Source organism: Mycolicibacterium fluoranthenivorans (genome assembly GCF_011758805.1).
Lineage (GTDB): Bacteria > Actinomycetota > Actinomycetes > Mycobacteriales > Mycobacteriaceae > Mycobacterium > Mycobacterium fluoranthenivorans.
The window spans coordinates 1139327-1162602 of sequence record NZ_JAANOW010000001.1 but is presented as its reverse complement, the minus strand read 5'-3'; the positions used below and the strand labels follow the sequence as shown (position 1 = coordinate 1162602).

At 67.8% G+C, this 23276-nt stretch carries 31 protein-coding genes; 6 read left to right on the top strand and 25 right to left on the bottom strand.

All coding sequences use genetic code 11. The annotated features are described in order from the left end of the window. Positions 1 to 12 precede the first annotated feature (12 nt). The 3 genes from FHU31_RS05720 to FHU31_RS05710 are packed head-to-tail and all read right to left on the bottom strand — an operon-like array spanning position 13 to position 2209. The gene (locus FHU31_RS05720) at positions 13 to 1137 is read right to left on the bottom strand and encodes a nitronate monooxygenase (protein WP_090360251.1); all 1125 of its coding nucleotides are present in this window, start codon (positions 1135 to 1137) and stop codon (positions 13 to 15) included. A gap of 44 nt (positions 1138 to 1181) precedes the next feature. Continuing rightward, a complete protein-coding gene (locus FHU31_RS05715; RefSeq protein WP_263988011.1) occupies positions 1182 to 1976 on the bottom strand; it encodes an S-methyl-5'-thioadenosine phosphorylase in 795 nt (264 codons plus the stop codon). Beyond that, positions 1976 to 2209 (bottom strand): hypothetical protein, encoded by a 234-nt coding sequence (locus tag FHU31_RS05710; RefSeq protein WP_090360256.1) that lies wholly within the window; start codon positions 2207 to 2209, stop codon positions 1976 to 1978. The genes FHU31_RS05715 and FHU31_RS05710 overlap by 1 nt, the downstream gene beginning before the upstream one ends. Before the next feature lie 135 nt (positions 2210 to 2344). Here FHU31_RS05710 and FHU31_RS05705 point away from each other — a divergent pair, with 135 nt between their 5' ends. Beyond that, entirely contained in the window at positions 2345 to 3214 is an 870-nt protein-coding gene (locus FHU31_RS05705; protein ID WP_167160681.1) for a 1,4-dihydroxy-2-naphthoate polyprenyltransferase, read from the top strand. Here FHU31_RS05705 and FHU31_RS05700 read toward each other — a convergent pair whose 3' ends face one another. Further along, the gene (locus tag FHU31_RS05700; RefSeq protein WP_167156615.1) at positions 3215 to 3979 is read right to left on the bottom strand and encodes an SDR family oxidoreductase; all 765 of its coding nucleotides are present in this window, start codon (positions 3977 to 3979) and stop codon (positions 3215 to 3217) included. It lies immediately after the preceding gene. A 57-nt stretch (positions 3980 to 4036) separates the two neighbouring features. Here FHU31_RS05700 and FHU31_RS05695 point away from each other — a divergent pair, with 57 nt between their 5' ends. Continuing rightward, positions 4037 to 4942: a LysR family transcriptional regulator gene (locus tag FHU31_RS05695; protein ID WP_167156613.1), complete on the top strand. Its 906-nt coding sequence runs from the start codon at positions 4037 to 4039 to the stop codon at positions 4940 to 4942. Between the two features lie 40 nt (positions 4943 to 4982). Here the strand turns inward: FHU31_RS05695 and FHU31_RS05690 are convergent, their stop codons facing one another. Continuing rightward, a complete protein-coding gene (locus tag FHU31_RS05690; protein WP_170847363.1) occupies positions 4983 to 5267 on the bottom strand; it encodes a DUF4229 domain-containing protein in 285 nt (94 codons plus the stop codon). A gap of 76 nt (positions 5268 to 5343) precedes the next feature. On the opposite strand from FHU31_RS05690, the gene FHU31_RS31420 reads away from it, so the two are divergent. Then, positions 5344 to 5508: a hypothetical protein gene (locus tag FHU31_RS31420; protein ID WP_090360272.1), complete on the top strand. Its 165-nt coding sequence runs from the start codon at positions 5344 to 5346 to the stop codon at positions 5506 to 5508. Between the two features lie 14 nt (positions 5509 to 5522). Here the strand turns inward: FHU31_RS31420 and FHU31_RS05685 are convergent, their stop codons facing one another. From FHU31_RS05685 to FHU31_RS05640, 10 genes are all read right to left on the bottom strand, one after another. Further along, a complete protein-coding gene (locus tag FHU31_RS05685) occupies positions 5523 to 6680 on the bottom strand; it encodes a MinD/ParA family ATP-binding protein (protein WP_263987995.1) in 1158 nt (385 codons plus the stop codon). A 2-nt stretch (positions 6681 to 6682) separates the two neighbouring features. Next, positions 6683 to 7699 carry a c-type cytochrome biogenesis protein CcsB gene (gene ccsB / locus FHU31_RS05680; protein ID WP_167156609.1) on the bottom strand — a complete coding sequence of 339 codons (1017 nt, stop codon included), beginning with the start codon at positions 7697 to 7699 and terminating at the stop codon, positions 6683 to 6685. 7 nt (positions 7700 to 7706) lie between these two features. Then, complete coding sequence (gene resB / locus FHU31_RS05675) at positions 7707 to 9269, bottom strand: cytochrome c biogenesis protein ResB (RefSeq protein ID WP_167156607.1); 1563 nt, start codon at positions 9267 to 9269, stop codon at positions 7707 to 7709. Continuing rightward, positions 9266 to 10018, bottom strand: coding sequence for a cytochrome c biogenesis CcdA family protein (locus tag FHU31_RS05670; RefSeq protein WP_090360281.1), 753 nt, complete (start codon positions 10016 to 10018; stop codon positions 9266 to 9268). The genes resB and FHU31_RS05670 overlap by 4 nt, the downstream gene beginning before the upstream one ends. 18 nt (positions 10019 to 10036) lie before the next feature. Then, complete coding sequence (locus FHU31_RS05665; protein ID WP_167156605.1) at positions 10037 to 10618, bottom strand: TlpA disulfide reductase family protein; 582 nt, start codon at positions 10616 to 10618, stop codon at positions 10037 to 10039. Further along, positions 10618 to 11205 carry a histidine phosphatase family protein gene (locus tag FHU31_RS05660; RefSeq protein WP_167160679.1) on the bottom strand — a complete coding sequence of 196 codons (588 nt, stop codon included), beginning with the start codon at positions 11203 to 11205 and terminating at the stop codon, positions 10618 to 10620. The genes FHU31_RS05665 and FHU31_RS05660 overlap by 1 nt, the downstream gene beginning before the upstream one ends. A 32-nt stretch (positions 11206 to 11237) precedes the next feature. Further along, on the bottom strand, positions 11238 to 12536 hold the full coding sequence (hemL, locus tag FHU31_RS05655) for a glutamate-1-semialdehyde 2,1-aminomutase (RefSeq protein ID WP_167156603.1): 1299 nt from the start codon (positions 12534 to 12536) through the stop codon (positions 11238 to 11240). Positions 12537 to 12614: 78 nt separating this feature from the next. Then, positions 12615 to 13469 (bottom strand): NAD(P)-dependent oxidoreductase, encoded by an 855-nt coding sequence (locus FHU31_RS05650; RefSeq protein WP_167156601.1) that lies wholly within the window; start codon positions 13467 to 13469, stop codon positions 12615 to 12617. 10 nt (positions 13470 to 13479) lie between these two features. Then, on the bottom strand, positions 13480 to 14349 hold the full coding sequence (locus FHU31_RS05645) for a VOC family protein (RefSeq protein WP_167156599.1): 870 nt from the start codon (positions 14347 to 14349) through the stop codon (positions 13480 to 13482). Positions 14350 to 14351: 2 nt separating this feature from the next. Continuing rightward, on the bottom strand, positions 14352 to 15221 hold the full coding sequence (locus FHU31_RS05640) for an NmrA/HSCARG family protein (RefSeq protein WP_167156597.1): 870 nt from the start codon (positions 15219 to 15221) through the stop codon (positions 14352 to 14354). Positions 15222 to 15316: 95 nt separating this feature from the next. Here FHU31_RS05640 and FHU31_RS05635 point away from each other — a divergent pair, with 95 nt between their 5' ends. Together FHU31_RS05635 and FHU31_RS05630 are read left to right on the top strand one after the other, a co-directional pair. Beyond that, positions 15317 to 16240 (top strand): LysR family transcriptional regulator, encoded by a 924-nt coding sequence (locus FHU31_RS05635; protein ID WP_167156595.1) that lies wholly within the window; start codon positions 15317 to 15319, stop codon positions 16238 to 16240. Positions 16241 to 16439: 199 nt separating this feature from the next. Next, positions 16440 to 17333, top strand: a complete 894-nt coding sequence (locus FHU31_RS05630) for an amidohydrolase family protein (protein ID WP_167160677.1) — start codon at positions 16440 to 16442, stop codon at positions 17331 to 17333. Between the two features lie 13 nt (positions 17334 to 17346). Here the strand turns inward: FHU31_RS05630 and FHU31_RS05625 are convergent, their stop codons facing one another. Then, positions 17347 to 17721, bottom strand: a complete 375-nt coding sequence (locus FHU31_RS05625; RefSeq protein WP_167160675.1) for a helix-turn-helix domain-containing protein — start codon at positions 17719 to 17721, stop codon at positions 17347 to 17349. Positions 17722 to 17959: 238 nt separating this feature from the next. On the opposite strand from FHU31_RS05625, the gene FHU31_RS05620 reads away from it, so the two are divergent. Next, positions 17960 to 18346, top strand: a complete 387-nt coding sequence (locus FHU31_RS05620; RefSeq protein WP_167156593.1) for a nitroreductase family deazaflavin-dependent oxidoreductase — start codon at positions 17960 to 17962, stop codon at positions 18344 to 18346. Between the two features lie 55 nt (positions 18347 to 18401). Here the strand turns inward: FHU31_RS05620 and FHU31_RS05615 are convergent, their stop codons facing one another. From FHU31_RS05615 to hemB, 9 genes are all read right to left on the bottom strand, one after another. Then, positions 18402 to 18839 (bottom strand): pyridoxamine 5'-phosphate oxidase family protein, encoded by a 438-nt coding sequence (locus FHU31_RS05615; protein ID WP_167160673.1) that lies wholly within the window; start codon positions 18837 to 18839, stop codon positions 18402 to 18404. A gap of 49 nt (positions 18840 to 18888) precedes the next feature. Continuing rightward, positions 18889 to 19098, bottom strand: a complete 210-nt coding sequence (locus tag FHU31_RS05610; protein WP_167156592.1) for a hypothetical protein — start codon at positions 19096 to 19098, stop codon at positions 18889 to 18891. Between the two features lie 49 nt (positions 19099 to 19147). Next, complete coding sequence (locus FHU31_RS05605; RefSeq protein WP_167156590.1) at positions 19148 to 19738, bottom strand: TetR/AcrR family transcriptional regulator; 591 nt, start codon at positions 19736 to 19738, stop codon at positions 19148 to 19150. Next, complete coding sequence (locus FHU31_RS05600; RefSeq protein WP_167156588.1) at positions 19725 to 20618, bottom strand: oxygenase MpaB family protein; 894 nt, start codon at positions 20616 to 20618, stop codon at positions 19725 to 19727. Before FHU31_RS05600 ends, FHU31_RS05605 begins: the two co-directional genes overlap by 14 nt. A gap of 110 nt (positions 20619 to 20728) precedes the next feature. Next, positions 20729 to 20959 (bottom strand): hypothetical protein, encoded by a 231-nt coding sequence (locus tag FHU31_RS05595; protein ID WP_167156586.1) that lies wholly within the window; start codon positions 20957 to 20959, stop codon positions 20729 to 20731. Next, positions 20956 to 21438: a transport-regulating membrane protein Mce1N gene (locus FHU31_RS05590; RefSeq protein ID WP_167156584.1), complete on the bottom strand. Its 483-nt coding sequence runs from the start codon at positions 21436 to 21438 to the stop codon at positions 20956 to 20958. Before FHU31_RS05590 ends, FHU31_RS05595 begins: the two co-directional genes overlap by 4 nt. Continuing rightward, positions 21435 to 21869: a hypothetical protein gene (locus tag FHU31_RS05585; RefSeq protein WP_167156582.1), complete on the bottom strand. Its 435-nt coding sequence runs from the start codon at positions 21867 to 21869 to the stop codon at positions 21435 to 21437. Before FHU31_RS05585 ends, FHU31_RS05590 begins: the two co-directional genes overlap by 4 nt. A 12-nt stretch (positions 21870 to 21881) precedes the next feature. Next, positions 21882 to 22322 (bottom strand): hypothetical protein, encoded by a 441-nt coding sequence (locus FHU31_RS05580; RefSeq protein WP_308206733.1) that lies wholly within the window; start codon positions 22320 to 22322, stop codon positions 21882 to 21884. Further along, on the bottom strand, positions 22319 to 23251 hold the full coding sequence (hemB, locus tag FHU31_RS05575) for a porphobilinogen synthase (protein ID WP_234901299.1): 933 nt from the start codon (positions 23249 to 23251) through the stop codon (positions 22319 to 22321). Before hemB ends, FHU31_RS05580 begins: the two co-directional genes overlap by 4 nt. Positions 23252 to 23276: the final 25 nt, after the last annotated feature.

Genomic DNA, 23276 nt, shown 5'->3' with positions numbered 1-23276 from the left:
GCGCCGGAGCGCCTAGTCCGGCAGCGAGCCGCTCAGCCGCTCCGTGGCGGCCACATAGTCCTCGATGAATTCCAGCACCACATCGCGCGCCGGCTTGACCTTGTTCATCAACCCGACACCTTGGCCGACGAAGTACGTCGCCAAGGCCTGCGCGCCCTCGTGCCCCTGCGCCGCCAGCGCATCGATGCGGCGCAGCACCGGCTCACTGAGCATGTTCTGCAGCGGCAACGGAAGCGGTTGCTGGCCGCCCTTGGGCGCCCAGGCGTCGGTCCAGTCCGACACCAGCTGGCGCGACGGCTTGCCGGTGCGGCCGGCCGAGCGCACGGTGTCCCGCGAGGTCGCGGCCAGCATCTTGGCCACGGTGTGCGGTTCGGTCTCGGCCTCTTCGGTGGTCAGCCACACCGATCCCGTCCACGCCCCGGCCGCGCCGAGCGCCACCGATGCGGCCATCTGCCGTCCGGTGACGATGCCGCCGGCGGCGAGCACCGGTACCGAACTGCCGGCGGCCTCGATGGCTTCGATGACTTCGGGGACCACCACCAGGGTGGACACCTCACCGCAGTGCCCGCCGGCTTCGGTGCCCTGCGCGACGATCAGGTCCACGCCGGCGGCGACCTGCTTGACGGCATGCTCCTTGGCCCCGACCAGGGCGGCGACCGGAATCCCGTGCTCGCGCCCGGCCTCGATCATGTAGTCCGGCGGCACCCCGAGCGCGTTGGCCATCAGCTTGATCGGGTGACTCAGCGCGACCTCCAGCAGATCGGAGCCGGTGCCTCCGGCCAGCACCGGAGCACCGGTGCGCGGTTTGGGGTCGGGCTCGATACCGTGCTCACGCAGCAGGTTGTCGATGAACTCGCGGTGCCCCTGCGGGATCCGTGCGGCCAGATCGGCCTTGCTGAGTGCTTCGCCCTTGCCCTCGAACTTGGCCGGGACGATGATGTCGACGCCGTAGGGCTTGCCATTCACATGCTGGTCGATCCAGGTCAGCTCTTGTTCGAGCTGGTCAGGGGTGAAAGCCGCACCGCCGAGCACGCCGAACCCGCCGGCATTGGTGACCGCTGCCACCACGTCGCGGCAGTGACTGAAGGCGAACAGCGGGAAGTCGATACCGTATTGCGTGCACAGGGCCGATGTCATCCGCCCATTATCGACACCCGTCAAGTTTGTTCGGAATGGGGGTCCTATGGGAGCTCGAACGGCAGCGCCACACCGTCATGGGCCAGGCAGTGCGTGCAGGAGCGTTCGGGGGCCACTCCCGCGATCGCCTCGCGGACCAGCTTCTTGAAGCCGACCATGTTGCGTTCGAATTCGGCGAAGACGTCCACCGCCCTCACTCCCGCACCCGCTTCCACTCCGGCATCCAGATCGGTCACCAAAGCGATTGCCGCGTAACACATCTCCAGCTCCCGGGCGAGCACCGCCTCGGGGTAGCCGGTCATGTTGACCAGGGTGAACCCCTGATCGGCGAACCACCGGCTCTCGGCGCGGGTGGAGAACCGCGGGCCCTGGATCACCACCATGGTGCCGCCGTCGACGATGCCCGGCAGGTCCGCCGCCGCGGACCGCAGCGTCGGGCAGTACGGGTCGGCGAATCCGACGTGGATACCGCCGGAGTCGAAGTAGGTGTCCGCGCGCCCACTGGTGCGGTCCACCAGCTGATCGGGTACCACCATGGCACCCGGTCCGAGCCCGGGTGTCAGGCTGCCGACGGCACACGGCGCGAAGATGCGCCGCACCCCCAGTGCCCGCAGCGCCCACATGTTCGCGCGGTACGGCACGGTGTGCGGGGAGAACTCGTGGGCCACGCCGTGCCGCGGCAGGAAGGCGACTTCATGCTCGCCGACCACGCCGACGGTGATGGCGGCGCTGGGCGCGCCGTAGGGGGTGTCGAGGTTGATGCTGCGCGCATCGGTTCCGAAGAACGAATAGAAGCCGCTGCCGCCGATTACTCCGAGCATCCGCCCATTGTGGTGGATCAGTCCTGGGCGGGCTCCGACACCTCCGCGTTCAGGTCGGCCTTTTCGGCGGCCTGCTTGGCGGCGTCCCGGATGGCGAAGGCGTCGGTGGCCAGGCCGCCGATCGCGTTCGCCACATCCTTGACCGCGGTGGTGATGATGGTGGCCACCTCACCTACCGTCGACGCCACCGACTCGACACCTTCCTGCAAGGCATCTTTGGCGATTTCAGTCTTGCTCAGGCGGTCCGTCATGAGACAAGTGTCACGCCGTGTCCACGGTGTGACAAGGTGCCGCTCGTCACGCCTGCCCGGCGACCCATGCGGCACAGGCCCCACGTCGCAGCATGCGACTCAGGCCCCATGTCGCAGCATGCGACGATGACCCGCATGGCTACCTTTGCGCAGTGGGTGGAAGGCGCGCGCCCTCGCACCCTGCCCAACGCCGTGGCACCCGTTCTCGCCGGCACCGGCGCGGCCGCCTGGCTGGGCGGGGCCGTGTGGTGGAAGGCGCTGCTGGCACTGCTGGTCTCGCTGGCCCTGATCGTCGGGGTGAACTATGCGAATGACTATTCCGACGGTATCCGCGGCACCGACGATGTGCGGTCCGGTCCGCTGCGGCTGGTCGGCTCGAAGGTGGCCTCCCCGCGCGCGGTGCTGACCGCGGCGATCGTCAGCCTGCTCATCGGCGCCACCGCCGGCCTGGCCCTGGCGATCCTCAGCCAGCCCTGGCTGATCGCCGTCGGCGCCGCGTGCATCGCCGGGGCCTGGCTGTACACCGGCGGCTCGACGCCCTACGGCTACCGCGGACTCGGCGAGATCGCGGTGTTCGTCTTCTTCGGCCTGGTCGCGGTGCTGGGCACGCAATACACCCAGGCGTTGCGCGTGGACTGGGTGGGCCTGGCCGCCGCGGTGGCGATGGGCTGCCTGTCCTCGGCGGTGCTGGTGGCCAACAACCTGCGCGATATCCCCACCGATTCCGAAACCGGCAAGATCACCCTGGCCGTGCGGCTCGGCGATACCCGCACCCGGGTGCTCTATCAGGTGCTGGTGGCGGTGGCCTTCGCGCTGACGCTGGTGCTCATGCTGGCCACCCCGTGGTGCGCCGCGGGGCTGGTGGCCGCACCCCTGGCAGTGCGCGCCGCCGCCCCCGTCCGCCGCGGTCTCGGTGGGCGCGACCTGATCCCGGTGCTGCGCGACACCGGACTGACCATGCTGGTGTGGTCGGTCGCGGTGGCGGCGGCGCTGGCCTTCGGCTGATCAGCTCGCGTGCGGGTCGGCTGAATTGAGCACCGCGATCGCGTGCTCGTACTCCCCTCGCACCTCCGCGTACCGCAGGAACTTAACGTTCTCCACCTGAATCTCGGTGGCCTCGGGCTGTTTCTCCAGAATGTCGACGACCTCGCGGACGAAATCCTCCAGCGGCATGGCCCATTCGCTGTCCCGCTGCCCAGGGACCAGGTCGGTCTTGACCGCGGGCGGCACGAGTTCCTTGAACTCCACCGACGACCCGGCGAACTGCAGGCGCAGGGTCTCGGTCAACAGGTGGATGGCCGCCTTGGAGGCGTTGTAGCTGGGGGTGACCCGTAACGGCGTGAACCCCAGCCCCGAGGAGACGGTCATCACCGTGGCCGCCGGCTGGTTCTGCAGGTGCTCGATGAACGCGGCGATCAGTCGGATCGGGCCGAGCACGTTGGTGGTGATGGTCGATTCGGCCGACGCCAGGAAGGTCTCGGGGTGGTGCCAGTCCTCGATGCTCATCACCCCGGCCATGGTGATCACCACGTTCAGGTCGGGATGCGCGGTCAGCACCTGCGCGGCGACGGCGGTGATGCTGTCCGGATCGGCGGTGTCGATCCGGACGGCATGCACATCGGGGTGCTCGGCCACGATCTGGTCCAGCAGCTCCTGCCGGCGGCCGCCGACGATGACGTTGTTCCCCTTGTCCCGCAATGCGAGTGCCAGAGCCAGACCGATACCGCTGGTGGCGCCAGGGATGAAAACGGTGTTGCCGGAGATCTTCATACACCCAGCCTGCGCGTTCCCCGACCATCTGTCACATGCATATTTATGATTCTCTCCATGCTCACCACGCATATCGATCGGGTGGATCTGAATCTGCTCACGCCGTTGGTCGCCCTGCTCGAGGAACGTCAGGTTTCCCGGGCCGCCGCGCGCGTGGGCCTGAGCCAGCCCGCGATGAGCCGGGCGCTGCAACGGCTGCGCCGGGTCCTCGACGATCCGCTGCTGGTGCGCGACCCGGACGGATTCCGGCTCACGGCCCGGGCGCAGGACATCTACGACCAGCTCACCACCGTGGTCCCGCTGTTACAGCATCTGCTGTCCCCCAACGACTTCGACCCGAGTCAGTCCAGCGCTCCGGTCAACCTGGCCGGCAGCGACTACGCCGTGCAGACCCTAGGTCCCGCGATATGCCGACAGGTGCGAACGCAGTCCCCCGCCACAGCGGTGCGGTTCCACAACCTGCGACTGGACGGAATCACCGAGCAAATCCGCAGCGGCGCAGTCGATATCGGGCTCTACGGCGGGGACCTGCCACCAGATCTGCAGGCCGAAGTGCTCTTCGTCGAGGACTTCGTCTGCGTGCTGGCCCATGATCACCCGCTGACCGGTGCCGCCCCCGTCACGCTCGATGACTATCTGCGCTATCCGCACATCGTCATCGACACCTCCGACGGCCGGCAGACCGCCGTCGACCGTCCCCTGGCGTCGCTGGGCCGGCCCCGCGATGCCGCCGTCACGGTGCCCTACCACTCGTCGGCACTGGCCCTGCTACCCGGAACCGATTTGATCGCAACGCTTCCCGCTCGACTACGAGCGGGCTGGGATGGCGACGGCACACTGTGTGCCGTGCCCGCGCCCACCGAGGTCGCGACCCTGCCGTATCTGATGATCTGGAACCGCATCTTCGACACCGATCACCGCCACGCCTGGTTGCGTGGCGTCGTGCGGGCGGCCTTTGACTAGCTCGGGCCTAGCCCTGAACTAACTCGGGCCTAGCTCGGGCCTAGCTCTGCTCCGGCCCGTCGTCACCACGGAGCCGGGCCTGCAACGACTCCCGGTCCTTACGGCGGCGTTCGTCGAACGCCGCGATGCTGGCGGTGGCGCGCCGGCGCAGCGGCGCGAAAACCCAGATCCCCAGGGGCAACGCCAACACGATGGCGAAGAGCGCCGCCACGATCAACGGGAAGTCGCGTATCCCGACCAGGTGGCCGGCCCCGACGATCAGCACGGTGAGTACAGCGGCAAGGGCAAGCCGGGCCAACAGATAAGCTCCGACATCACGCAACATCCGGGTACCCGGCCGACCTTCAGACACGGGCCTGAGCCTACCCACGGCGCGTATATTCGGATCAAGGAGGTTTTCGTTGCAGTACTTACTCCTGGTCCTGATCGTGGCCGGGCTTGCCTATGCGGTGTTGCGAGTGGTTCGGGCATCGGCAGATCGACCACGCACACGGGTGATCGGTCCCGACGATGACCCGGATTTCCTCCGGCGCCTCGGCCACGGGGACAACAACCCCCGCAGTTAGCCGGGCGCGACCGCTCAGGTCGTGCTCGGGAATCCCGCTGCGACCACGGCGGCCAGCTTGATCAACGCCTCTCGAGTCTGCGGTTTCAGCCGCTCCAGGCTGATCTCGGCGCCCTCTTCCAGATGCGGGTCGAAGGGTACCTGCAGCACCGCGCGACAGCGCCGCGCAAAGTGATCCGTCACCTTCTGCAAATCCACCTTGCCCGACCGCGGGCGAACCGCGTTCACCACGGCGATCGCATTGCGCACCATGTCCTGATGACCATGGGCGTCGAGCCAGTCCAGCGTGGCCGATGCCGAACGCGCGCCGTCCACCGAACCCGAGCTGACGACGATCAGCACGTCGGCATGGGACAGCACCGCGGCCATCGCCGAATGCAGCATGCCGGTGCCGCAGTCGGTGAGCACCAGGCTGTAGTACCGCTCCAGCACCTCAAGGGTTCGGGAGTAATCCTGCGAACTGAACGCCTCCGACACCGCCGGATCACTTTCGGAGGCCAGCACCTCCAGCCGGCTGGGTCCCTGATTGGTGTAGCGGCGGACATCGCTGTAGGCGTTGATGCCCTCGGCATCGCGCAGCAGGTGCCGCACGGTGGCCGGGGTCTCCAGCGGGACCTTCTGGCTCAGGGTGCCGCGATCGGGATTGGCGTCCACCGCGATGACGCGGTCACCGCGGGTGGAGGCGAACGTAGCCCCGAGGGTGGCAGTGATCGTCGTCTTGCCGACGCCGCCCTTCAAGGACAGCAGCGCGATCCGATAGCAGCCGCGCAGCGGCCGGCCCACCTCGCCGAGCAACTTGTTGTAGTCGGTGACCTTCGGGCTCTCACCGAGATTGACGGTCTTGAACGTCGCCAGATACAGCCAGCGCCGCCAACCCCTCGACGGCGCCCGCTTGGGCTGGCCGAGCAGGGCGACCGTGGACAGGTCCAGGTACGGCGCGGGCAACGGGAACGGACTGGTCTGGTCGGCCGGCGGTTGCGCCGGAATATCTCCCGTCGCTGCGCTCGCCCCGGCACTCCCCGTCGCTGCGCTCGCCTGGACGACTACGGGGATCCCGTGCGGCGGCGTCGGGGCCGTCCATTCCGGCGGCACCTCTTGCGCCGGATCTTGGCCAGGAACGCTGAACCTCTGCTGCCCGCGGAAGTTCACGGGCTGATCCGGACCGACCGGCACTGTCAGCCCACCCCCGCATACGAGTGCAGGCCGACGGTGACCAGATTGATGAAGAACAGGTTGAACACCATCGCCACGAAGCCGATGACGTTGATCCATGCGGCCCTTCGATCACGCCAGCCTGCGGTGGACCGCGCATGCAGATACGCCGCGTACACCACCCACGCGATGAATGACACCGTCTCCTTGGGATCCCAGCCCCAATAGCGGCCCCATGCCTCCTCGGCCCAGATAGCCCCGAAGATGACACCGAAACCGAAGATCGGGAACGCGAAGATGGTGGTGCGGTAGGCGATCCGGTCCAGCGTCTGCCCGTCGGGCAACCGCTGGATCATCCGACCGAAACCGTTGTCGCGATCGGCCAGCGGGGACATCTTGAGCAGGAACAGAATGCTGGCCACACCGCCGACCAGGAACACCCCGGAGCCCAGGCTGACCACCGAGACGTGGATCGGCAGCCAGTAGGACTGCAGCGCGGGCATGACCGGAGCGGCATTGGTGTACAGCCAGCGCCCGGAGACCGTCAGCAGGATCAGCACCGGCACCAGCACAAACACCCACAGCGCCCGGAACTGCGGTTTGCGCAACACGATCGCCCCGGCGATCAGCCCGGAGAGGCACGTGAGGTTGATGAACTCGTACATGTTGCCCCACGGCACCCGTGCCGTGGCCAGACCGCGCAGCACGATGCACGTGGCCAGCAGCGCGATGCCGACGTACACCAGCGCCAGGCCGGCGCGGCCGACGCGTTCATCGGCGGACCGGGTCGGGGTGTCGGCGATGACGCCGGGGGTCGGGCTGTCCGCGCCCACTGCGGCGCCCCTGCCCGATGTCGCCGCCGTAGCGGCTCCCGTGCCCGCTGTCGCCCCGACGAGTTCGCGGGCTTCGACCTTGCGGCCCCGCGCGTACGCCAGCTCGACGGCGAGCAGGATCAAGGCGACGACCAGCACGACCACAGACGAGGTGAAGGCCCAGTCCGAATAGCGGGCCAGCCCGATATCGATGTGCGTTGTATTCATGCGCGCGTCACTCTTCTCCCAGCAGCTTCACGGTGAGCCGCTCGAACTCGTCACCCCACCCGGAATTGTCGGTTCGGGCCAGACCCCCCAGCTCGACGCTTACCGTACCTGCCGCGCCTGGGGTAAGCCGAACCCACACGCGCCGCCGCCGCACCACCAGGGAGACCAGCAGCCCACCCATCATCGACATGGCGAACACCAGCACCCACACCTGCGCAGGGTCATGGGAGACCTGCAGGTTGATGAACGGGACCGCGCCGTCGAACCGGATCGTCGTGCCGTCGTTCAACCGGGTCTGTTCACCTGCCTTGAGGTTGACCCGGGCCTGCTTGGTCAGCCGGCCCTGCCCGATGAGCCGTGGGTCCAGGGTGAACAACGACTGCGGGCGCCCGGTGTCCAAGCCGGCGTCACCGCGGTAGATGTCGATGGCCACCGCGGGATCGTTGAGCGCCGGGAAGCTCGACGACAGCAGGGTGCCGTCGAGCCGTTCGGTCGGGGCCAGCAGCCCCTGCACCGCGATCTGATGCTTACGGCGCTCATCGGGGTCGGGATAGGTGCCGCCGGGCGGATCCACCCGGATCACCCCGGAGGACAGCAGCGTCAGCGGATCGTCGGGACGCCACTGCACCGTGCTGGTGCGCTTCTGCCCGTCCGGGAAGGTCACCGTGAACGTCGGCGCGTAGCCGTGGCCCTGCAGGTACACCCGGTCGCCGCCGATCCGCAGTGGATGGTTGACCTCCAGCCGGTAGGGCCGCCAGGTGTCGGTGAACAGGTCATGGCCGTCCTGGTACTGGATGTTGGCGGCGAAGCTGACCGCCTGCCCGCTGGGCAGGTACTCGGCGTCGAAGTCGTCGACCTTCAGGCAGATCGGGTACAGCGAGGTGCCGTCGACGGTGTTGCCGGCCCGGAACGAATCGAACGCGGCCGGCGAGGCCGAGCAGAATCCGGGTCCGCCGTCGGCGATGACGATGACGTTGCCCTCGTAGCCGAACAGCTTGCCCGCGGCGACGGCGACCAGCAGACCCAGCAGCGAGAAGTGGAAGACGATATTGCCGAACTCGCGCAGATAACCCTTCTCCGCCGAGATCTCAGTGACTTCGTCCGTGTGGCGGGTGGTGCGCCGCCAGCCTTTGAGCCGGTCGCTCATGGTGGCGGCCAGCTGCGCGGCGTCGCCGTCGACCTTCCCATCGAGCACGGCCTCATGGTGTTTGGGCAGCCGTGCCAGATTGCGCGGAGCGGCCACCGGTACGGCGCGCAGGCTGCGCATGTGCTCGGCCAGCCGCGGGGTCAGACAGCCCACCAGCGAGACGAACAGCAGCACGTAGATCGAGGTGAACCAGAAACTGGAGAACACATCGAAGGCCTGCACCTTGTCCAGCCACGGCCCGATGGTCGAATGCTGGGCCAGGTATTCGTCGACCTTGCCGGCGTTGAGACTGCGCTGCGGGAGCAGCGCACCGGGCATGGCGCCGAGCGCCAAAAGGAACAGCAGCACCAGTGCGGTGCCCATGGAGGTCAGGGTGCGCCAGGTGTTGCGGATCAGCGCCCACACTCGCTGAAGGGAGCTCATATCGGCAGCCTCACGTCACTGACGAACGCATCCCGCACCCACGCCACGAAGTCCCCCCACAGCCCGGTGACCAGGGCGATACCGACCGCGATCATCAGCACCCCACCGAAGATCTGGATGCCGCGGGTGTGCGCGCGCAGCCAGGCCAGCCCGCGCACCGCCCGCGCCGAGCCGAACGCCAGCAGCAGGAACGGCACACCGAGGCCGAGGCAGTAGGCGATCACCAGCGCGATACCGCGCGCGACCGCCGACCCTTCGGTGGCCGACGCCACGGCGATCACCGCCGTCAGCGTCGGACCCAGGCACGGCGTCCAGCCGAGCGCGAATACCGCGCCGAGCAGGGGGGCGCCGCCGAGGGTCGACAGCTGGCGCGGCGCGAACCGGGCCTCCCGTTGCAGCAGCGGGATGACGCCCACGAAGATCAGGCCCATCACGATGGTGACGACACCGCCGATACGTTGCAGCAGTGCCTCATTGGTGATCACCGATGTCGTCATGCCGAGCACCGCGACGCTGCCGAGCAGGAATACCACCGTGAAGCCGGCGACGAACAGCGCGGCCGCACCGACCACCCGCCACCTACCGCGGTCATCGGACTCGCTCACCCCGACGACGCCGGCCAGATACGACAGATAGCCCGGAACCAGCGGCACCACGCACGGCGACGCGAACGACACCAGCCCGGCCAGCACGCTGACGCCGAGGGCCAGCAGGACCGGACCGTTGGATACGAGCTCGGTGGGGTTCACGTCGCCGTCACTTCGCCATCACTTTTCCGAAGCCAAGCGCTCAATGACCGGCAGCAGGTCGGCGGCCAGCAGCTCACGCAGGAACACGGCGGCGACACGGTGATGCCGGTCCAGCACCACCGTGGACGGGATGACGGTGGTCGGGTATTTACCGCCGAACGCGATCATGGTGCGCATCGGCGGGTCATAGATCGACGGGAAGCTGACCTTGCGGTCGATGACGAAATCCTTTGCCGCATCCCGGTTGTAGTCCCGCACGTCGATGCCGAGAAAAGCGACCCCGAGGTCGCGGGTCTTTTCGAACACCTGCTCCAGCTGGGGAATCTCCGAACGGCAGGGCCCACACCACTGGCCCCACACGTTGATGACGACGACCTTGCCAGCGAAGTCGTCCAGGGCCAGCGTGCGGTTGGGGTCCATCAGGTCGGGCCCCGCCAGTTTCCCTGGGGTGCCGCGCTTCTCGGGCGGATCGTAGAAGATATCGGTCTTACCGCCCGGAGCGACGAACTCGAAGGTGCCCCCCTGAGCGACGGCGTCGTCACCGGTGGAACAACCGGTGAGCACCACAAGCGCCGTCGCCAGCGCAGCCAACCACTTCACTACAGACCCCAGGGCTCCGTATAGGCCCACCGGACGAGGTGGTCATCGTCGAACACGAAGGACGTGATGGACGAGAGGTTGCACAGTCGGCTGTGCGGTAACGGCAGGTGAGCGAGCCTGCGTCCGGTCATGGCCCGGCGCAGCGTCTCCACCGGCAGCTGGTGGCTGACGCACACCGCCTCATGGCCTTCGGCGTTCTCGCGCGCCCGGTGCAGGGCGGCCGTCATCCGTGGGGCTATCTCGACATACGGCTCGCCCCAGGACGGTTTCATCGGGTTGCGCAGCCGCGGCCAGTTGCGGGGGTCGCGCAGGGCGCCGTCGCCGGGGGCCACCCGCTCGCCCTCGAACTGGTTCCACGACTCGATCAGGTCGGCGTCGGTATGAATGGCAAGCCCGTGCGCCGCGGCGATCGGCGCGGCGGTCTCCTGTGCCCGCTCCAGCGGGGAGGCCACGATATGGGTGACGTCGTGCGATGCCAGCCAGTCGGCGGCGGCTTGAGCCTGGGCCCGGCCACGATCGGAGAGGTGGTAGCCGGGCAGCCGGCCGTAGAGCACCTTCTCCGGATTGAACACCTCGCCGTGGCGCATCACGTGGACTGTCGTTCTCACCGGCACTGTGCTCACTGGGTGGCCTCGGCGGCGGCCCGGGCCGCGTGCGGCAGCGCTTCGGCGATCTTGTCGAATGCGGCGTCATCGAGAGCCGTTGACACGAACCAGGTTTCGAATGCGCTGCAGGGCGGGTAGACACCGGCGTCCAGCAGCGCGTGGAAGAAGGCCGGGTAGCGCCAGGTCTCGGTGGCTTTCGCGGTGGCGAAGTTCGTCGGCTGCCCGTCGCCGAAGAACACCGTGAGGAAGTTGCCCGCGCGCGAAATATGGTGCGCCACGGAAGCTTCGGTGAGCGCGGCGGTGAGCAGTCCGTGCAGCCGGTCGGCGTGGGCGTCCAGAGTGGCGTAGACGGTGTCGTCGGCGGCCGCCAGGGTGGCCAGTCCGGCGGCCATCGCCACCGGGTTCCCGGACAGGGTGCCGGCCTGATAGACCGGCCCCAGCGGGGCCAGGCGCTCCATCACTTCTGTGCGGCCGCCGAAGGCGGCGGCGGGCAGCCCGCCGCTCATCACCTTCCCGAAGGTGAACAGATCGGCGTCCACCGGGTCGATGCCGTACCAGCCGGATCGGCTGACCCGGAACCCGGTCATCACCTCGTCCAGGATCAGCAGGGCGTCGTGCTCGGCGGTGATCCGCCGCAGCGCGGCGTTGAAGCCGGGCAGCGGGGCCACGGTGCCCATATTGCCCGGGCTGGCCTCGCTGATGACACAGGCGATGTGTTCGCCGTGGGCGGCGAAAGCCTCCTCCACGGCGGCGACGTCGTTGTATGGCAGCACGAGGGTGTCCGCGGCGGCTGCCCCCGTGACGCCGGGTGAGGACGGCAGCCCCAGCGTCGCGACCCCGGAACCGGCGTCGGCGAGCAGCGCGTCACTGTGCCCGTGATAGCAGCCGGAGAATTTGATGATCTTCGGCCGGCCGGTGTAGCCGCGGGCCAACCGGATGGCGCTCATGGTGGCCTCGGTGCCGGAGTTGACGAAGCGGATGCGCTGCACCGGCGCGACCCGCTCGATGATGGCGCGGCCCAGTTCGGTCTCCGACGGCGTCGGAGCGCCGAAGGACAGCCCGTTGACCGCGGCTTCCTGAACGGCCTGCACGACATCGGGATGGGCGTGCCCGAGGATCATCGGACCCCATGAGCACACCAGGTCGACGTAGCGGTTGCCGTCCGCGTCGGTCAACCAGTACCCATCGGCTTTGGTGATGAACCTCGGGGTGCCGCCCACCGCGCTGAACGCCCGGACCGGCGAATTCACGCCGCCGGGGATGACTGCGCAGGCGTCGGCGAACAATGCAGCGGAGGCGGCCGTGCTTGTCATGGTGTCCAGTGTCCCAGTTCCGCACACCACCCCAACTACAGGGTGTAGTGGAAAGGCTCGGGTGGGAGATGTCCCTGGTCAGGTTGCCCGGTACGGGGGCCGGGCGGTGGTTCTGCGGGTGAGATCGATGAACTCGGGCTCGAATCCGGTCTCGGCGTCCACCGCGGCCCAGAGCCGGTCCCGCCCGGCGGCACATATCGGCAGCAGGTCGGGATCCTCGACGACGGACAACAACGTGTCGAAATCCTCGGCCGACGCCCGCAGCGGGCGGGGGTTCGAGGGATCCAGCGCCCGGGCCGTCACCGCGGCCATCGGGCCCAGACCGAACAGGCGCAGCGCGGTGCCGTAGTCACCACCGAGGATGTCGGTGAGATCGAGCGCTTCCCGCAGTCCGACCTCGGCGGCCATCACGAATGCGTTGGTGATCAGCTTGTAGGCCACACCTGAGCCGTAGGGCCCGACCCGCTCCACCTTGCCCAGCACCGACAGCACGGGATCGGCCCGGTCCACGGCGTCGGTACTGCCTCCGGCGAGGAAGGTCACCGTCCCCTCGCGCGCGTACCGGACACCGCCGACGATGGGCGCATCGACCAGGAGTGCGTGCGGACCTGCCTGTGCCTGTAGGTCCGCAACGATCCCAGGCGTGGTCGTCGAGCACACCACGAGCACACTGGCCGGCCCCAACCCGGCCAGTACACCGTGCTCACCGTAGTGGGCGGCCGGGATGTCCTGCGACATCACCACACTGAGCACCACATCGCTCGCCGCGGCCGCCCGTGCCGCCGAATCGGCCGGGCGCGCCCCCACCTGAGCCGCCGAGCGCAACCGGTCCGGGTCGGTGTCGAAGGCGGTCACCTCGAATCCGGCGTCCAGCAGACGCGGCAGCATCTGCGCGCCCATGTCTCCGACTCCGACCAGTCCGACGGTGAGCACCGGCACTCCTTCAGATCGCGTGAACTTCGGCGAGATAGCCGCCGGGAAATCGCAGGACGGCGCTTCGCGCCGACCCGGCGGGCGGCGAGAGCACCTGTGCACCAGCGGATTTCGCCTTCATCAGAGTCACCTCGACATCGTCGACGGCGTAGCCGGCGAGTTCGTGGCCGAACGGATACCGCAGATGCCCGTCGGTCACCGACACCATGGTGTTGCCGAACGGCCCGGACAGATGGATCTGCCGAAACGTCGTCCCCGGCGCGCCGAGGAGACCGCCGTCCGCGGCCGGCTGGTCCGAATCCACAGTGGCACCGGTGAATTCCCCATAGGAACGCAGGAAGGGCTCGACGTCACCGGGTGACAGATAGATCCGGTTGTCCGGCACGGTGCGCAGCGCCGGATACGCGGGCGCCGTGGTGTGCCAATAGAGCTGGGTGCGCACCCCGCCGGGGAACTGGATGATCGCGTCCCGGCCGATGGGGTCGTCGAAGGGCGCCACCACCGTGGTGGCGCCGGCAGCCTCCGCATGGGCCAATCCGGCGTCGAGATCGGCCATCAGCCAGCCGCCGCGTTCGGTGCCGAAGGGATACGGCACGGGCGTGGTGAATCCGAAGACCGACAGGGTGCCCACCGGCGACAGGATGAGCTGGGACCGGGTGGTGCTCGGTGTCGGGGTGACGTGCGTGGTCGCTGCCGCGCTCGTCGTTCCGCCGAAGGTCGACACCCAGCTGTGCACGAACGTGTCGAAGTCGGCAGGGTCGACATAGACGTGGACGGAGTCGTATTGCGCGCCAACGGCATCCGTCGGGACAGCCGCGGCCGACGGCGCCACACCGAACGCCAGGGCCAGCGCCACCACCGCGACTGCGAGTGCGCGCATGGTCAGCCCGCCCGGTTCGCGGACAGCGTGTCGTCGAGCCAGTCGTCGTACCTGTGCCAGCCGACGCCCGAGAACTCACGGTGCAACCAGGTGGTGTCCACGGCGTAGCCACGGTCGGTGAGGAACGTGTACATGGCACGCATATCCGGCGACTCGATATCGGCAGGGTCGAAGCTGAGCGCCCGGACCGGCCGGCCGGAGGCGCGTTGCAACGCCGCGGCCATCTGGCGGGGAGTGATCGCATCGGAGGCGATGTCGATGCGCCGCCCCACGAACCGTTCCCGCTCGTCGAACACCTGCGCCACGAAACTGCCGAGGTCTCGGCGGTCCAGTTGTTGTAACGGCTGATCGACCGGCAGCGCCAACTCCAGCACTCCGGAGCCGAGCTCGCTGATCGCACCGAGCAGGTTGTCGAAGAAGAAGGTGGGTCCGACGATCGTATGCGGCACGGCGGTCGCCGCGAGCGCCTGTTCGATTTCGGCCTTGCTGTCGAAATGCGGCACGCCGGAGCTCTGGTCGGCGCTGGCCACCGACGAATAGACCAGGTGCCCGACGCCGGCTCGCTCGGCGGCCGCCAGCACATGCAGGCCCTGCTCGACCTCGACGTGGGGCCCCTCCTCGAACGGTGTCGTCACCGCGAAGACGCCCGCGGCCCCGGCGAACGCCGCGGTGAGCGCGCTCTCGTCGGCGAGGTCGGCGACGACGACCTCGGCTCCCCCGGCCACGAGGGCGTGCGCCCGCGACGAATCCGGATTACGCACCACCGCCCGCACCCGCACCCCTCTGGCCTGCAGCGCATCCGCCACGGCACCACCCTGAGCACCGGTGGCGCCGAGGACCGCCACGGGCGCGGCGGCAAGATTCACGGACATGACACTCCCATTTGTCTAGACATGACCGCACGAGTCTGGCACATCCCCGATATCTGATTGATGGATAGATCGCGGAACATTAATCTCTTTGACAAATGGAATTGCGGCAGCTCACCTATGCGCTCGCGGTGGCCGACACCGGCTCCTTCACCGCCGCGGCCCGCCGCTGCCACATCTCACAATCCGCGCTGAGCACGCAGATCGCGCAGTTGGAGGGCGAACTCGGCGTCCGGCTCTTTCATCGGACCACCCGGCAGGTGAGCCTGACCGAGGCCGGCGAGCTCTTCATGGCCACGGCCGGCCGCATGGTGGAACTGGCCGACGAGTTGCGGGCCAAGATGAGCGCCTACACGGCGGAGTCGCTGAGCACGTTGCGTGTCGGCAGTACCCAGACCGCGACGCGCGTCCTCGATGTGCCGGCCGCACTCGGGCGATTGCGCGGCCGGTATCCGCAGGTTCGGATCACCATGACCGCCGGCCCGAGCGCGGAACTGATCGACGCGGTCGCGGACGGCTCGCTCGACATCGCGTTGGCCGGCTCGGTGTCACCGCTTCCGGATCCCCGACTCACGTTTCGCCCGCTGGCCGCTGCCGAGCCGTTGGTGGCCGTTGTTCCGGTCATCTCGCCCGCTCCCGCCACCTCCTCGACCGCGCCGCACGGACCGATACCGTTGTCCCAGCTGGCCGCCGCGGGGCCTTTCATCGAATTCCATCCGGGTTCACGGCTGCGCACCATGGTCGACACGCTGTTCCGCGATGCCGGCCTGCACCGCGAGATCATCTTCGAACTCGGTCAGATTGCGGATGTGACCCGTTGCGCGGCAAATGGTCTGGGGATCGCCGTCGTTCCGCGAACGTTCACCGTGGGCCTCGAATCCACCGGCACCGCCATCCGTGACATCGAGGGCGATCCCGCCCTGACCATCGGCGCCTACACCCGACGCTCGGCACATGAGCCCGTGTTGCACGCGATGCTGGAGCTGTTCGGTCAGCGCGGGCTCAGCGCGACCAGCGGGTGATCAGCGTCGTCGGGTAGCCGGCGCCGCACTCCTCGACGACCCGACCCAGCACGACCGTGTCCACCTCACACGCATGTGATGCGCATCACCATTCGGTTTGGGGCGCGGCCAGCGACTAACTCAGCATGCAGGCATGTTCTGGGCGCGTCGCCCTCCCTTCCGTCAGAGCACAGGCTGGATCGATCGGTCCCGGCCGGTCATGACCTTCTATGCGTGCGACATCGATTTCGACACCATCGATGCGCTGGACATCCACGCTCATGTGTCCATTGACTGGGACGGCCGCCGCTGGCGCACCGACGAACCCGGGCTCTCGATTCAGAGCGCCGCATCACCGCTGGCGGGAGCGATCCCGACCATCGACGCGGTGGCCCAGTACTATCGCGAGCGCAACATGGCCGCCGTGGTCTTCACCGTCGACGCCACTGCAGCGACCGGGCGCGCGCCCAATTCCGTCGAGGAGATAGCCGAACGAGCCGCGCTCAACGCAGATGTACTGATCCCGTTCGGGTCGGTCGACCCCTGGCAAGGTACTGCTTCCGTCCATCGCGCGCACCGCCTCGCCGGCGAATACGGGGTACGAGGGTTCAAATTCCATCCGAGTGTTCAGGCATTCGAACCCAACGATCGACAGTTCTACCCCATCTACGAAGCCATCGCCGAGCATTCGCTGCCCCTGCTCTTCCACACCGGCCAGACCTGCATCGGCGCCGGCCGGCCCGGCGGACGCGGGATCAAGCTCCGCTACTCCAACCCGATGATGCTCGACGATATTGCTGCCGACTTTCCGGAACTGACCATCGTGATGGCCCACCCCGCGGTGCCGTGGCTCGACGAGCAGATCGCCATTGCGACCCACAAGGCCAACGTCTACATCGACCTGTCCGGAACGTCCCCCAGAGACTTCCCACCACTGCTCGTCGACGCGATCAGGACCACGTTGTCGACGAAGGTTCTCTTCGGCTCCGGTTATCCCGGTCATGATGTCGACCTCTGGCGCGATGACTTCGCCACGTTGGATATCCCGGCAACAACCGTTGATCGCGTGCTGAAGGACAACGCCCTGCGGGCGCTCGGAATAGCCGACTCATGATCTGCACCGGCGGTCAGACCCCTGCGGCAGCAAGGATCTGTTCCTGACGCTTGGGCGGCAGCTGGATCAGCGCGGTGGTGACGCGGCGGATTCCTGGATTGCGCGACAGCGCAAGCCAATACAGCTCTTCGTCGAGCCGCCGACGGTAGCTCTCGTCGCGTCCGGTGAAGTAGTCACTTCGGATACCGAAGAACTCGGCAATCAGCTCCATCGTTTCCAGCGACGGGTTACCGCGCCGGCCAAGGCGCAGCTGGGACAGATACGGCGCGGACAGCGCCAGACCGCGGTTCGCCAGAGCGGTCACCAGTTCACGACTGCAGTAGGGGCCGCGCCCCGGCGGGTAGACCGTGTCGAACAGCCGATTCAGACGGGCGGCAAAACTGTCCAGATCCGCCGCGGATACGCGCGTCCGCGGCCGACGGCGCAGCGCCGTATCGATCACCACCGCGCCATGCTTGAGCACCGCATACACCCCTCCCCCGCCGGCCCCGACCTGGGGACGGAACTTGTCGATCGTGAGCCCATTTAAAGGGATGATACATCAGTCATAATAATGGACGCCGAATCGAGTCCGGCGGCCCCAACAGCCCTTGTGATAGTCCCCGTATCGGACTTGGATCGACACCATGCAGCTACCGCAATGGCTGGCCCGGTTCAACCGGTATGTCACCAACCCGATCCAACGGCTGTGGGCGGGCTGGCTGCCCACCATGGGCATCCTCGAGCACGTCGGCCGCAAGTCCGGAAAGCCCTACCGCACACCACTGTCGGTGTTCAGCACCCATGACGGCGTCGCGATCCTGCTCAGCTACGGCCCGAACCGGGACTGGCTGAAGAACATCACCGCGACCGGTACGGCCACCATCAAGCGGGGTGGCCGAACCGCCGGCTACGCCGATCCCCGGGTGGTCACCAAAGCCGAAGCGGCACAGACCGTCACGGGGCCGGCCCGATTCGTCTTCCCGCACATCCCCTTCGAGCAGGCTGTGCTCTTGACCCGGACGGGCTCGTGACCGCGGCCGTGGCGCAGACTTCTCCAGGCGACGGGTGTCGAACTCACCCTGCTGCTCACGCGTGCCAGTTGAGCACCCCGGAGCCGGTGATCATCGCCGCACCCGGCATCACCCGCAGGCGATGGGGCGTCAGCCGTAGCGCCGCGAACGACGGTGAGGTCGGGCTGTCCCAGCCGGGGATGATGCTCGGGTCGTAGCCGACCGGGGCCGGGCCGGTGGCGAACTTGTCCCACACCTGGGTTCGGGTCTCATCGTCGGTGTACCACTCGACCAGACACTCCGCGCTGCAGGTGTCGTGGCTGGGCGTCCAGTAGCTCACCGACACGTACGGGTGCACCGCCAAATGCGCCTTCTTGACCGGGGTGGGCGCGGTCGCGATCCAGCCCAGCAGATCGGTCCCGTCCCACTCCCAGATGGGGTGCAGGATCCGGCTGCGCGGCCGGCCGTCAACGTCGACGGTGGCCACCGAGGCCCACACGATCGAATGGGCCATCTCGATGAAGGCAGGTGCGATTCGCTCCAGCGGGGTCACACCGGTCAGGTTATGTCCTGTCGGCCTCGCCGTAGCGGGGTTTGCCGTCGCCATCGAGCCAATCGTTGATCGCAGTCCCCGAGACCGTGCCGTTGCTGCCGGGCAACGTGACGGTCGGCCGGGAGTCGTCATAGGACTTCATGACGTCTTCGGCTTTCTTGTGGTGTTCCGCGGTGACTTCCAGTGGCTCTTGCGCGGGCAGCTGGCCTTCGTTACTCATAGGTGAAGGCTGCCCGCAACTGTGACCCACCAAACACTGCGCGGCGCGATCACGCCGAGATGGTGCGCAACGCCGCAGGCAGGCTGGGCAGGAAATGCTTCACGGCGAACGCCCGGATGTCGTCGGCGGTCTGCAACGGCTCCACACTCGGCAGCAGCAACGCCATCGCCGCATAACGAAGGATGGTGTCGGCGAGGTCGTTCACGGCCCGCTCCCCGATCCGGTCGGCGAAACCCGGCGGGAAGATCACCCGCAGTGCGTCGGCCATCCGCCCGACCGCGGCCCCGTAGTGCCGGTGCATCAGTTCCATCACCAGCGCGGGTTCGTCGATGACCATCTGGTTGAGCACCCGGTGCCTACGGAACCGCAGGATGGACAGGGTGAACGCCTCGACATAGTAATTCGATTGCGGCCCTGCTGCTTTCAGCTCGTGCGCGATATCGGCGAACAGCGCCACGTTCTCGCGCTCGATGACCGCACCCACCAGTTCGTCACGGTTGACGAACCGGCGGTAGATGGTGGTGCGGCTGACGCCGGCCCGCTTTGCGACATCGTCAAGCGCGACGCGGCGGAACCCGTGCCGTTCGAACTCGACGAGCGCGGCGTCGAGGATCAGTTGCGTGGCGTCAGGCGCCGGCATGCTGGCCGGCCCGTTGGCTGGCATAACCCTGCTGCGCGAACTTGTTGTAGCGCACCGACATCGGCAGCCGATCCCAGAGCCAGTTCACCGGCCCGGACCGCCAGAACGCGGCGAATCGCTGATAGTTGCGCTCCTGGCGCTCTGTCCACGGCAGGTCCAGCAGCACCCGGGCCCGCGGCGGCAGGCCGCCGGTGGTGAGGAACGCCGCCATCGGGTTGAACACCGGCGCAATGAATTTCCATGCCAGCGGCGAGACGCCCTTGGGCTTGGGGAATCCCTTGGTGACATAACCGACGCCGTACTGGGCGGTCTTGTGGCCCACCACGATCTCGTCCATCATCCGGTCCCAGTATTGGACGAACTCCGCGTAGGTGGCGGGCATGGCGCGGTCACTCACGCCGTAACGGCGGTACCAGGCCTTGGACTCCAGGTAGATCCGCTCCTTCTCATCGTCACTCAACCGCTTGACGAACGTATCGGCGAAGTAGAGCACCTGCTCGACGAAGGTGGCGTGCGCCCAGTAGTAGGTTTCCGGGTCCAGTGCGTGGTAGCGCGCGGCCGGTTGTCCGTCCTGGCTGGGCATCTCACCCTTGATGTTCTTGTGGAAATCGCGCACCTTCTGGCCGGGGTTGTCGTCGTCAGAGCCGTACACCGTCATCATGATCGGCGGGATCGACCGCTTCACGCGCGCGGCGGTGTCCGCGAAGAACACCGAGTGATCCAGCACGCCCTGGCCCAGCTCGGCCAGCATGTTCTGCAGGACGGCGGGGCGCGGCCCGATCAGATACATCCGGTTGTCACCGAAGTACTTCCACACCAGCGATTCGGGGCCCAGCGGGAGGGAGTCGGCGTGCTGCGGCTGCTCGGCCAGTTCGGTCATGGGTACAGTGTTACAACTTTTGAACTTTGTTCCAAGCGGGTGTGGCGGAGCTCACGCGAGAGGGTGGAACGTCCGCAGAAGTCCACGGACGAAGGACTGCGGTGCGCAGCTCAGCGCCGACGCAGGCGCGCGATGCCCAGCACCGCCAGCACCCCCGCCGCCGTCGCCAGCACCAGCGCCAGCACGATCAGCGGCGGGTAGTAGACCACCGAGGTGGTCGACGGCTCGCCGTCGGTGATGGGGGCGGCCTGCGCGGTCTCGCCCGCGGCCTGCCAGCTCAGCACACATCCCACCAGCGCGACGAACGCCAGCACGAGTTCGACCAGGGCACGGCGGTTCACAGGGCCGGTTCCTCCACCACGCTGTGCAGCGCGGCGCGCAGGGTACGGTGCCGCCGCGCCCACGCCTGCGCGGAGCGGTCACCGGACAGCTTGAGCCCGATTCCGGTCCGGCCACGCGGCACCCCGGTCAGCTCGCCGAGCGCGCGGTAGGACTGCCACTTCTCGGCTTCAGCCCCCTTCGCCTCGGGGAAGATCCGCACGATGTCCGCGGTGTCGATCGTCTCGGTGCCCTGGCGCAGGGTGTGCGGCGTCAGCTCCACGGAGGTGTGGATGCGGGCCGCCTTGATCTGGATCGCCAGGAAACCACTCACCAGCACCAGGAACACCGCCGGCACACCGAACTGCACGCCGGCGCCGCCGGTCAGCTGAATCGACGCCATCGCCAGTGCCGACAGCGGACCCACCAGCAGCCACCACCAGCTGGCGCCCGGCTCGTAGAACAGCACCTGCGGCTCGTCCTGAGGGTCCGCGGAGGTCACGACGCATCCTCGAACCAGTCCGCGGCCGGAGGCCGGGTGAACAGCGTCGCACCGATCGCCACCGGAACCACACCGATGAGGGTGAGCAGTTCGAGGTTGTAGGGCGCGAACAGGGCGATCAGGAACACGAGGAAGACCACCACGCCCGCCAGCGCCGCCAGCGCCCGGCGGAACCGCTTGTCGCCGTTGCGGGTCCGTCCGGCCAGGAAACTCAGGCCGAGACCCGCGAGCGCCAGAACGGCACCGACGCCGCCGTGCATGAGCAGAATGCGGTGCGCCTGCCCCTGGCCCATCGACGCCGGGAACGCGCTCACCGGTGTGGTCAGCGACGTGGTGATGCCCAGGATTCCGCCGGCCAGCAACAGGACCGCACCCACCATCGTCAGCCAGAAAGCAATGGTGATGATCCGTGGACGCGGTGCTGTTGACATGGTCGGGCCAGCCTAGCGGGTGAGATATTCGTGACTGTCCCGACGGTGCAGCAAGAACACCCCGCCGACGATCAGCACCGAACCCGTGATCGCGCAGACCGCATAGGCCACCGCCGCTCCCGTACCGCGGTCCACCGTGAACAGACTGGTGAGTGAATACATCACCGCGGTGATGCCGCCCGCGGTGAGCAGAGTGCGTGCCCACCGGTAGCCCGCGCGCATCAACAGGGCGAAGGTGACCACCAACGCGGTGACGATCACGAGGAACAACGCGGTCAATGCGTAGGCGAGCCCCGCCGTCTTGGGTGTCGGCGCCGTCACCGTGTCGATGATGTTGGTGATCACCATCAACGGCAGGGCCGTCATCCAGAGCCAGAATCCCGTGATCACATCGTCCGGGCGGCCATCCTGGCGGCCTTGCGGACGCTCGGCGGGCTGGTCGGGCGGAGTCACGCCAGCCAGCCGGCGACATCGGCCGCCCAGTAGGTCAACACGATATCGGCGCCGGCCCGCCTGATACCGATCAGCGACTCCAATGCCGAGGCTTGCAGGTCGATCCAGCCGTTGGCCGCGGCGGCGCTGATCATCGCGTACTCGCCGGAGATCTGATACGCCGCCACCGGCACCGGTGAGATATCCGCGGCGGCGCGCACCACATCGAGATAGCTCATGGCGGGCTTGACCATCACCATATCGGCGCCCTCCTCGATATCGAGCTCGATCTCGTGCACGGCTTCCCTGATGTTGCCCGGGTCCTGCTGATAGGTGCGGCGGTCGCCGACCAGACTGGAGGACACCGCCTCCCGGAACGGCCCGTAGAAGGCGGACGCGAACTTCGCGGCGTAGGCCAGGATCGCGACATCCTCATGCCCGGCGGCATCGAGCCCGTCCCGGATCGCGGCCACCTGACCATCCATCATGCCGCTCGGACCGACCACATGTGCACCTGAATGCGCCTGGGCGACAGCGAGTTTCACGTACTGCTCATTGGTGGCGTCATTGTCGACCCGGCCGGCGGAGTCCAGCACGCCGCAGTGACCGTGGTCGGTGAACTCGTCCAGGCAGGTGTCGGCCATCAGCACGGTGGCATCACCCAGGTCGGCGGACAGATCGCGCAGGGCGGCATTCAACACACCGTCGGGGTCGATACCCACCGACCCCTGGGCATCCTTGTCCTCATCGCGCGGCACCCCGAACAGCATCAGGCCACCGACACCCGCCGACACCGCGTCGGCGGCCGCTCGGCGCAGCGAATCCCGGCTGTGCTGAACCACTCCCGGCATGGAGGAAATGGGTCGCGGCTCGGCGATACCGTCGGCGACGAACATCGGCAGCACCAGGTGCCGTGGCTCCAAGGAGGTCTGCGCAACGAGTCGGCGCATCGCCGGCGTGGAGCGCAGCCGGCGA